The organism is Sellimonas caecigallum, assembly GCF_019754295.1.
Taxonomy (GTDB): Bacteria; Bacillota; Clostridia; order Lachnospirales; family Lachnospiraceae; genus Sellimonas; species Sellimonas caecigallum.
The window spans coordinates 114,222-124,508 of record NZ_VIRV01000007.1; the positions used below are offsets into that span (position 1 = coordinate 114,222).

Annotated in this window: 7 protein-coding genes; 6 read left to right on the forward strand and 1 reads right to left on the reverse strand. The window is 48.7% G+C overall.

Features of this window, described 5'->3' with window-relative positions; genetic code table 11:
* The first annotated feature begins 13 nt into the window (after nt 1-13).
* The 5 genes from atpA to ade all read left to right on the forward strand — a co-directional run bounded on the left by atpA (nt 14) and on the right by ade (nt 6,147).
* On the forward strand, nt 14-1,525 hold the full coding sequence (atpA, locus tag FLB61_RS06770; RefSeq protein WP_221919734.1) for a F0F1 ATP synthase subunit alpha: 1,512 nt from the start codon (nt 14-16) through the stop codon (nt 1,523-1,525).
* Nucleotide 1,526: 1 nt separating this feature from the next.
* Nucleotides 1,527-2,417, forward strand: a complete 891-nt coding sequence (gene atpG, locus FLB61_RS06775) for an ATP synthase F1 subunit gamma (RefSeq protein WP_087203430.1) — start codon at nt 1,527-1,529, stop codon at nt 2,415-2,417.
* Nucleotides 2,418-2,422: 5 nt separating this feature from the next.
* Nucleotides 2,423-3,820, forward strand: coding sequence for a F0F1 ATP synthase subunit beta (gene atpD / locus FLB61_RS06780; RefSeq protein WP_087203431.1), 1,398 nt, complete (start codon nt 2,423-2,425; stop codon nt 3,818-3,820).
* A 12-nt stretch (nt 3,821-3,832) separates the two neighbouring features.
* On the forward strand, nt 3,833-4,249 hold the full coding sequence (gene atpC / locus FLB61_RS06785) for an ATP synthase F1 subunit epsilon (RefSeq protein WP_087203432.1): 417 nt from the start codon (nt 3,833-3,835) through the stop codon (nt 4,247-4,249).
* A 167-nt stretch (nt 4,250-4,416) separates the two neighbouring features.
* Nucleotides 4,417-6,147 (forward strand): adenine deaminase, encoded by a 1,731-nt coding sequence (gene ade, locus FLB61_RS06790; protein ID WP_087203433.1) that lies wholly within the window; start codon nt 4,417-4,419, stop codon nt 6,145-6,147.
* Between the two features lie 73 nt (nt 6,148-6,220).
* Here ade and FLB61_RS06795 read toward each other — a convergent pair whose 3' ends face one another.
* On the reverse strand, nt 6,221-6,814 hold the full coding sequence (locus FLB61_RS06795; protein ID WP_087203434.1) for a TetR/AcrR family transcriptional regulator: 594 nt from the start codon (nt 6,812-6,814) through the stop codon (nt 6,221-6,223).
* A gap of 187 nt (nt 6,815-7,001) precedes the next feature.
* Here FLB61_RS06795 and FLB61_RS06800 point away from each other — a divergent pair, with 187 nt between their 5' ends.
* Nucleotides 7,002-10,259, forward strand: a complete 3,258-nt coding sequence (locus tag FLB61_RS06800) for a M14 family metallopeptidase (protein ID WP_246599146.1) — start codon at nt 7,002-7,004, stop codon at nt 10,257-10,259.
* The last annotated feature ends 28 nt before the right edge of the window (nt 10,260-10,287 follow it).

The following is a 10,287-nucleotide window of genomic DNA, read 5'->3' on the forward strand; positions in this document are numbered from 1 at the left end:
GGAGGTGACGTAATTGAGTACGATCAATTCAGACGAAATAATCTCCATTTTGAAAGAAGAAATTCAAAATTATGACGAAATCAGCAAAGATAAAGAAGTCGGGACGGTCGTAAGCGTTGGGGACGGTATCGCAAATATCTATGGTATCGATCACGCAGCATACGGCGAGATCGTGACATTCGAAAATGGGCTCAAAGGGATGGTCCAGGATATCCGTCAGAACAGTATCGGATGTATCCTTTTTGGCGACGACCGGGAGATCAAGGAAGGGACGAAAGTATTCCGTACCGGAAAAAGCGCTGGCGTACCGGCAGGAGAAGGCTTTATCGGCCGTGTTGTGAATGCCCTGGGCGCGCCGATCGACGGCAAAGGGGAAATACCGTGCGATGAATACAGACCCGTGGAATATCCGGCGCCGTCCATTGTGGACAGAAAGTCTGTCAGTGTTCCTATGGAGACAGGAATCCTTTCAATCGACTCCATGTTCCCGATCGGGCGCGGACAGCGTGAGCTGATTATCGGGGACCGGCAGACAGGAAAGACTTCCATTGCCATCGACACGATTTTGAACCAGAAAGGAAAAGATGTCATCTGTATCTATGTAGCTATCGGTCAGAAGGCGTCTACCGTGGCGAAGCTGGTTTCCACTCTTGAAAAATATGGAGCTTTAGAGTATACAACAGTATTTTCAGCGACAGCAAGCGACTGTGCGCCGCTTCAGTACATTGTGCCGTATGCGGGAACAGCCCTTGCCGAATATTTTATGTATAGAGGAAAAGATGTCCTGATCGTCTATGACGACCTGTCCAAGCATGCGGTAGCTTACCGTGCTCTTTCCCTTCTTCTGGAGAGACCGCCTGGACGTGAGGCATATCCGGGGGACGTATTCTATCTGCATTCCAGACTTCTGGAGCGTTCCAGCCGTCTGAGCGATGAGGCAGGAGGAGGTTCTATCACAGCGCTTCCGATCATTGAGACGCAGGCAGGGGATGTATCCGCTTATATTCCGACCAATGTCATTTCCATTACAGACGGACAGATTTTCCTGGAGAGCGATTTGTTCTTCTCCGGTATGCGCCCGGCTGTCAATGTAGGGCTTTCCGTATCCCGTGTCGGCGGTGCAGCACAGACTAAGGCGATGAAAAAAGCATCCGGAAGCATCCGTATCGATCTGGCACAGTACAGGGAAATGCAGGTGTTTACCCAGTTCTCATCAGACCTTGACGAGTCTACAAAGGCGCAGCTTGAATACGGAAGCTGTCTGATGGAACTTCTCAAACAGCCGCTGTGCAGCCCGTTGTCCCTGCATGAGCAGGTTATTACCTTGTGTGTGGCGACCAACAAGAAGATGGTCGGCATCCCGCTCAAGGAGATAAAGAAATACCAGAAAGAGATTCTCGAGTATTTTGACAGTGTTTATCCGGAGATCGGACGAGAGATCGAAGAGAAGAAAGTCCTCACAGAGGAGCTTACAGAAAAGATTTTGAAAGCGGCAGAAGAATTCAGAGATAAGAGCAGGTGTTAGTATGGCAAGTGCAAAAGAAATACAGGCACGAATGAAAAGCATTCGGGATACAATGAAGATCACAAATGCGATGTATATGATTTCTTCCTCCAAGATGAAACGTGCGAAGAGAGTGCTTGCAGATACAGAGCCGTATTTCTACAATCTGCAGAGTACGATCTCACGTATCCTCCGCCATATGCCGGATGTGGAACATGTCTTTTTTGATACGAGGCCGCAGATCCCGGAAGAAGAGCGAAAGATCGGCTGTATCGTCGTGACGGCGGACAAAGGACTTGCAGGAGCCTACAATCACAATGTCATCAAGATGACGGAAGATGGCATCATCAACGCAAAGGGACATCCGAAGCTGTATGTGCTGGGAATCGTGGGACAGCAGTATTTCCGAAAAAAGAACGTCGATATGGATGAGCAGTTCCATTATACCGTCCAGAAACCGACGATGCACCGGGCAAGGGTCATTGCCAGGGAGATGGTAGAAGAGTTTGTGAACGGGCACCTTGACGAGGTGGATATCATTTTTACGGAAATGGTCAGCGCGATCTCTATGGAGACGAAGCGCGTGCAGATCCTTCCGTTGAAAAAGTCACAGTTTTCCAATATGAAAATACCGGTGGACGTGCAGCAGGAGGTTATCCGGATGGTGCCGTCCACGGAGGCTGTCCTGGATCAGATCGTGCCAAACTATGTAACAGGCTATATTTACGGATGTCTGGTAGAGTCTTATGCCAGTGAGAATAATGCGAGAATGACAGCGATGCAGTCTTCGACAGACAACGCGAAAGAAATGCTCCGTGAGTTGTCGATTCAGTACAACCGTGCAAGGCAGGCTGCCATCACACAGGAGATCACGGAAGTAATCAGCGGTGCGAAAGCACAAAAAAGGAAGTGATGACGATGAATAAAGGAAAGATTGTACAGGTCATGGGACCTGTTGTAGATGTAATATTTGAAAACGGGGAACTTCCAAAAATCAAAGATGCTTTAGTTGTGGAAAATAATGGGAAAAAGTGTGTGATGGAAGTATCACAGCATATAGGAAATGATACGGTCCGCTGTATCATGCTTTCCGCCAGCGAAGGCCTCTACCGTGATATGGAAGTTGTCGCTACCGGAGCAGGCATCAAAGTTCCGGTAGGAGATAAGACGCTTGGCCGTCTGTTCAACGTCCTCGGAGAGACAGTGGACAACGGCGAATCACTGGAAGGCGAGGAACACTGGGAGATTCACAGAGATCCGCCGACCTTCGAAGAGCAGAGCCCGGTAGTGGAGATACTGGAGACCGGAATCAAGGTCATCGACCTTCTGGCTCCGTACGCAAAGGGTGGAAAGATCGGTCTTTTTGGCGGCGCCGGTGTTGGAAAAACGGTGCTGATCCAGGAGTTGATCCAGAATATTGCCACAGAACACGGTGGATATTCCATCTTTACCGGTGTAGGAGAGCGTTCCCGTGAAGGAAATGACCTCTGGACAGAGATGAAAGAGTCTGGAGTATTGAATAAGACAGCCCTTGTGTTTGGGCAGATGAATGAGCCGCCTGGATCACGTATGCGTGTGGCTGAGACTGGACTTACGATGGCGGAATATTTCCGCGATAAAGAGCATCAGGACGTGCTTCTTTTTATCGACAATATTTTCCGTTTCGTGCAGGCAGGATCTGAGGTGTCCGCGCTTCTTGGACGTATGCCGTCCGCGGTTGGATATCAGCCGACACTGGCTACAGAGATGGGGGCACTTCAGGAGAGGATCGCTTCCACGAAGAATGGATCTGTCACATCCGTGCAGGCAGTCTACGTGCCGGCCGACGACCTGACCGACCCGGCTCCGGCCACAACATTCGCTCATCTGGATGCACAGACGGTCCTTTCCAGAAAGATTGTGGAACAGGGGATCTACCCGGCTGTGGATCCGTTGGAATCCAGCTCCCGTATCCTCGAGGCCGACGTGGTAGGCGAAGAGCACTATGAGGTGGCACGAAAAGTACAGGAAATCCTCCAGAAATATAAAGAACTGCAGGATATCATCGCAATCCTCGGTATGGAAGAGCTTTCCGAAGAAGATAAGAATATTGTGTACCGTGCAAGAAAGATCCAGAAATTCTTATCTCAGCCATTCCATGTGGCGGAGAATTTCACAGGGATTCCAGGAAAGTATGTTCCGCTGAAAGAGACGATCCGTGGATTTAAGATGATCGTGGAAGGCGAGATGGACGAATACCCGGAAAATGCATTTTTCAATGTCGGAACGATCGAGGACGTCATTGAGAAAGCGAAAGCCGAAGCGGCAGAACAGTAAAGGGGTGCGTATATGGGCCAGAGTACATTTGGACTGGAAATCTACGCCAGCGACCGTCAGTTTTATACAGGAAGAGGGAAAAGCATCACGATCCCTGTGGACGACGGCGAGATGCAGATCCTTCCTCATCACGAAGATATGATCGCTGCGATCATACCAGGCGAGATGAGATTTACGGACGCGGAAGGTCTGGAGGTAGACGTGGCGGTAAGCGCCGGATTTGTGGAAGTGCTTAACAATCGTGTGAAAGTGTTCGCACTTACGGTAGAGCGACCGGAGGAGATCGATATCCGGCGAGCAGAGGAGGCAAGGGAGAGAGCGGAAGAACAGCTCCGTCAGAAAAAGAGCCTCCAGGAGTACAATGCCAACCAGATGGCGCTTGCAAGAGCGATGTCACGACTGAGAGTAACACACAGAAGAGATATATAATATTAAGATACAAAAGGTGCATCTTCAATTTGAGGATGCACTTTTATTGTGTGCAGCAAATGAGTGTGTTACACTGAGAGAAGAAAAAGGTGGCTGAGAAAAAGAGAAATGCGGCCGGAAATATATGGATCATAAGGTAACAATAAATAGGAAGAAAGGAAAACAGTATGAAGAAAGAAGAGCTGAAAAAACTGATCGACACGGCGGCGGGAAGGATCCCGGCGGATGTTGTCATAAAAAACTGTAAGATTGTAAATGTATTCTCAGGTACGATCACTGAGGGGGATATTGCCCTCTGCGGAGGACAGATCGCAGGGATCGGGGAGTATGAAGGCAAAGAAACGGTAGATGCCCAAGGCCGCTATGCGGTTCCTGGATTTATAGACAGCCATATCCACATTGAATCTTCCTATGTAAGTCCGGAAGAGATCGGCCGCCTTCTTGTGCCGCATGGGGCGACGACTATCATCGCAGATCCACATGAGATTGTCAACGTATGCGGAATCAAAGGGTTGGACTACATGATGGAAGCGGCAGAAGGAACGAAACTTGACATCAAATATGTCCTTCCGTCCTGTGTGCCGGCCACACCGTTCGAACATGCGGGGGCAGTCATCGGCGCGCCGGAAATGGAAGAGCCGATCCGCAGGGACGAAATACTGGGACTCGGGGAATTCATGAATTTTCCGGGGGTGATCCAGGCGGACGACGCCGTGCTTGAGAAGATTTTGACAGCAAAGCGGGTCGGAAAGATCATCGACGGACATGGACCTGGAATCACTGGGAAAGAGCTGAATGCCTATGCTTCCGCGCGAATCCTGGCAGATCATGAATGCTCCACAGTAGAAGAGATGAAAGAACGTCTGGAACGGGGGATGTATATTCTGCTGCGCCAAGGATCAGCCTGCCACAATCTTCGGACGCTGCTCAAAGGAGTCACGCGGGAGAACGAAAGAAGATGTCTTCTCTGTTCAGATGACCGCCAGCCAAAGACAATCCTTCAGGAAGGACACTTGGACAATCATCTGAAGATCTGTGTGGAAGAAGGGCTCGATCCGGTAAGTGCCATCCGGATGGCCACCCTCAATGCGGCTGAATGCTTCCGGCTTTACGACAGAGGTGCCATCGCTCCGGGATACCGTGCGGACATCGTCCTTTTGGATGACCTGAAAGAATTCCGCGTGGACAGAGTCTGGATCGATGGGGAACTCACGGCCCAGGAAGGGAAGTATTTGCCGGAAGTACACAGACACGATATCGCTTCGGTAAAAAGAAGTGTGGTTGTCAAAGATTTCAGCAGGGAAAAACTGAAGATGCATCTTTCTTCGGACCATGTACATGTCATCGAAATCCTTCCGGGCGGGGTTGTGACGAAAAAGACGACGGCAAAGATCACTCTCGACCAAGAGGGAGAATTCGTGTGGAATCCAGACGAAGACATCGTGAAGGTGGCCGTGGTAGAAAGACACCAGGGAACTGGAAACGTAGCCTGCGGATTCCTGAAAGGGTACGGGATAAAAGAAGGGGCAGTCGCTCTTTCCATTGCCCACGATTCCCACAATATCATTGCAGTTGGAGTCAATGATGAGGAGATGGAATATGCTGTCCGTAGTCTGATCGCTCAGAATGGAGGAATCGTGCTTGTGAAGGAAGGGAAAGTGATCGAGAGTATGCCGATGCCGATTGCAGGACTTATGAGTGACCGAAGCGGAGAGTGGGTAGATGAAAAGCTGAACGCGATTCATGAGAAAGCTTATACGGAGCTTGGAATCTGTGGGGAAGTGGAGCCGGTAATGACACTTTGCTTTATGTCACTCCCTGTGATACCGGAACTGAAACTGACGGATATGGGACTCTTTGATGTGAATGCATTTTCCTTTATACCGGTGGAAGCATAATGATAACATCTAAAATTAAATCGCCCCTTTTGCTTAGCAACTGGGGCGATTTTTTGCATCAATATGGCAGTTTCTATCTTTTTGTGATCCGTGCCACGAAGGCGGATATGATCCGTTCGGCATACTGGGACAGAGAATAACGGCGCTGCTTTAAAAGCCAGTCGTATGTAAGTCCTCTCTCAAGAATGGTATAGTATTCTGTCAGCTCGTTGGGCGAGAGCTCGCTCTGGAAACAGCCGGACTCCAGCCCCTCTTTGATGATCGACAGGACGATCTGATAATATTTTCGATCCGGGTTGATGATAGGACGTCCATATTCGGTCATGACTTCCAGGCCGTAAAGGCAAGGCAGGAGGGTCACAAAGCGGGACGTCTCCAGTCCTTTCATAACATATTGGCTGAAACGCAGAAGCTTTTGATCCGGGGAAATATCCGACGGTACATTATCCAGCCAGTCTTCGTATGTGCTGTCATAGTGGGACGCAAGCTGGAAGAGGAGTTCCTCTTTCCCGCGGAAATGATGGTAAAAAGCCCCTCGGGAAGTACCGGACTCTTCAATAATCTGATTGATGGTCGTGTTTGCATAGCCCTGATCCAGAAAAAGTTTCCAGGAAGCATCTAGTATTTTTGTGCGAGCACTTGTCTCTTTTTTCTTATAGTAAGCCATAACTTTTCCTCGATTTGTATATTATTACTAAATATTATAGCGGAAACAGGCAGAAATGTACAACTCTTTTTTGTTATAAAGTTATCACTCTTCTTGACAGTAAAATTTCAGCGTGATAAACTTTAGAAAAATAGGAATGCAGTACGGATTTTAGTATCCGAATTTCAGCATTTCAAGAGGAGCAGATATGGAAAAATTGCAAATCAAAGAGAACATGGGAAAAGAGGAAATGAGATATGCCGTCGAAGCGGCCCGTTTGCTTGGATTCCAGACAGAAGCGGCTGTTTTTCCCGTCACATGTACTGAGGGAGGCATTTTGGCACCACAGAATGAAGACGAGCTGCAAGAGCTGTGGGCGCTGTCGGAAAAAGGCGCACCGGAGGGGTATTTGCAGGCGAAAGGCAATCCGGAGCCGATGTTTGATCTGGAGTTTCGGGAACAAACGGGGTTGGAGTACATATTCAGCAAAGGGCCGTTTTTGAAAGACGAGGACTTTGACTTTCTGCCGGACAAACTGGATGTGAAGCTTGTTCTGCCGGATAACGCGGATCATTTTCTTGTAGCTTCAGCGTGCAATATCGCTTTTCGGCTCGGCATGGAGACGACCGGATATGAGGGAGATATTGTGGCAGAAGAAGGATACAAGGGAAATGCCTTTGTGTTTGAGAACGCGGCAAAGACAGAGATGGTCTTGGAAGAGTCTGAGAAGGCAGTAAGAGTCATTGTACGTGGACAGGGACAGGAACTTCTGGATTTTACGGCCTATATCTGTGAACATTTCCCTTCAGCAGCGGGATTCCAAAATTGGCGGGATGTCCTGATGAATATGACGGATGATTTTATTTTGCGCGGAGCGGACGGACAGCTTGCAGCGTTGGATGCCTGCGGGGAAGAGGATGAGGAAAATACATTTACTGTATATGGATCGCCTGAGATCACAGAACAGCAGAAAAGCGGTTTCCCACGGGCAGTCTTTGAGAATTATAAAGCGGGCAGGCAGGTATACGAAAAGACATACACACTTCCTTGGGAAGTAGAAACATTCGAAAGAATCCTGGAGGAAGAACTTTATCCGAAACTTAGAAACGGGGATCGGATCCGGATTCAGGGAGCAGTAAGTGAAGACTTGGAAGTCCGGGAGAAACTGAAGGCAAAAATACAAGAAAAAGTAAAGGAAAAAGGAGCAGAGACGGAAAATCTTGACATCTTTTGTGCATATAAGCAGGGATTTTCCTGGCTGGATGAAAAGATCATCCCGTCTGTGCGCAGCTCGAAACCGGATAAGATTGAAATCTTCTTTAAGCCGTTTCTGCCAAAAGGACAGAAAGAGTGGCTGGACGAAAATGGAGCTACACCATCGTACCACAACCTAAAGGCAGACAATCCGGACAAATGGTACGATCTGCCGATCCGCTACTTGCAGGAGCTGTATCCTATCGAGGATGTGCTCGTAAGGGAGCTTGGCCTTTCGAGGGATGATGTTGTCTTCCTTCCGTACGAAGGGGAGGAGGATATTACCTACCGCTGCAAAGTGTACTGTGGAGATGAGATTTGCCTTGAAGAGACCTACCGGGCTTGGTATTCAGAGCGGCCATATATGGACGAGTATCCGCAGATGGGAAAGGTACATCCTTCCACAGGATATATTACTGTCTCCATCAATGGGGAGGAGAGCCTTTCCCGCAGAGTTCGGACAGACCTGGAGGAAATCTGGGATACGTATCAGGCGGAAGTCCTTCCAGACTGCAGAAAATATATAGAAGAAAAATATGACGGAAAGATAACCGAGGACCTGCAGCCGTTTTTCCAGGAACTTCTTCTGGATGTGACGGTAAGCGAACCGGACTACCGGGTTGGATGCAGGGAAGACTTGATTTCTTCTCTGGACGCACTGCATGAAGATATGTACTTTGCAGGCAGCGATTATTTTAAGAACTACGGGGTACAGAATATCAATGTTATGCTGGACGCACCGGGGCTTATCCTTCCGGCTATCCACAAAAAAGAAGGCCCGCCCGTATTTCGCGTTGTGCTTTCGGAAAAACTTACGGAGAAACCTTGTATTGTCCGCAATGATGAAATCCTCTGCGGTCAAAGAGAACGGGGCGAAGTTTCTGCATGGATCACGAGAATTGCATGGGAAGACAGCAGGCCGCTGGTAGAAATACAGACTGGCTGCGTGGCAGACGCACTGCTTGCTTCTTATGCCAACCTTCTCCAAAAGGGAATCTTGCATCTTTCTGAAGAGCTTACCTATACAGGAAAGATCGTCTTTGTTTCCGAAAACGGCAGCAAGTATGAGTCGAGCATCCGGGGAAAGAAGAAGTGTTCCAAGGAGAAGCGGATCGAGGATATCGATCTGCACGAAAAAGAGCTGATCGGTTACGACATGTACCGTTCCATCATCGAGGAACTGAAGGAAGTGCCGGGTATCGAAGTATTTCGGACGGCTCGTTCCTATACAGGAAGAGAACTTTATGCCATCTGGATCCGACCGGACAAAGAAGGATATATCTCAATGACGAAGCGGCTTACACTGCATCCGAGCGAGATAATCAATGCAAGACATCATGCCAATGAAGTGTCAAGCACGAACGCGTCTTTCATCCTTCTTAGGAAGCTGCTTACAAAAGAAGAATATAAAGAACTTCCGGAAAAGCTGAATCTCATCCTTGTGCCGATGGAAAATGTGGATGGGGCGGCTATCCATTACGAGCTGCAGAAAGAGCATCCGTTCTGGAAATTCCATGTAGCGCGGTTTAATTCCCTCGGGAAGGAATTTTTCTCCGATCACTTCCGGAAAGACACGATCCACAGCGAGGCCATGGGACTTAGCCGGCTGTATGAACGGTATGTGCCGGATATGATCGTGGATAACCACGGAGTGCCAAGCCATGAGTGGGAGCAGCAGTTTTCCGGCTATACGTCTCCGTCTTACAAGGGATTCTGGCTTCCGAGATCGCTTCTTTATGGATACTTCTGGTACGTAACAGACGAAGCGTACAAAGATAACTATCCGGTCAACAAAGAGATGGAAGACGTGATCGCCGATGAGATCGCAAAAGACGGGGAGATGACGGCGCTCAATAAAGAATGGAGCAAACAGTTTGAAAAATACGCCCATGCCTGGATGCCAAAACTTTTCCCGGCAGATTATTATAAAAATATGATCAACTACTGGATCCCATACAAAGCGGATCCGGGACACAAGTATCCGTCTATCCGATTCCCTTGGATCACGACGGTGTCCTACACGAGCGAGGTGGCGGACGAGACGGCACAGGGAGATTACCTGAACCTTTGCGCCAGAGCACATGTGGCTCACGATGAGGCGACGCTTCGGATGCTGATGTGTGCAAAGACGCCGACAGAATGCAGTTTCGACTGTATGGGGGGAAGGATTTTAGCCAGATACAAAAGGAGACGCCCGATGATCATACGGTAGTATCAGGCTGAAAAATAAATTTATATTA

Excerpts from the sequence above, each read along its gene's own strand:
- atpC (WP_087203432.1), top strand. The coding sequence starts at position 3,833 with ATGGGCCAGAGTACATTTGGACTGGAAATCTACGCCAGCGACCGTCAG.
- FLB61_RS06800 (WP_246599146.1), top strand. The coding sequence starts at position 7,002 with ATGGAAAAATTGCAAATCAAAGAGAACATGGGAAAAGAGGAAATGAGA.
- atpG (WP_087203430.1), top strand. The coding sequence starts at position 1,527 with ATGGCAAGTGCAAAAGAAATACAGGCACGAATGAAAAGCATTCGGGAT.
- atpD (WP_087203431.1), top strand. The coding sequence starts at position 2,423 with ATGAATAAAGGAAAGATTGTACAGGTCATGGGACCTGTTGTAGATGTA.
- ade (WP_087203433.1), top strand. The coding sequence starts at position 4,417 with ATGAAGAAAGAAGAGCTGAAAAAACTGATCGACACGGCGGCGGGAAGG.
- FLB61_RS06795 (WP_087203434.1), bottom strand. The coding sequence starts at position 6,814 with ATGGCTTACTATAAGAAAAAAGAGACAAGTGCTCGCACAAAAATACTA.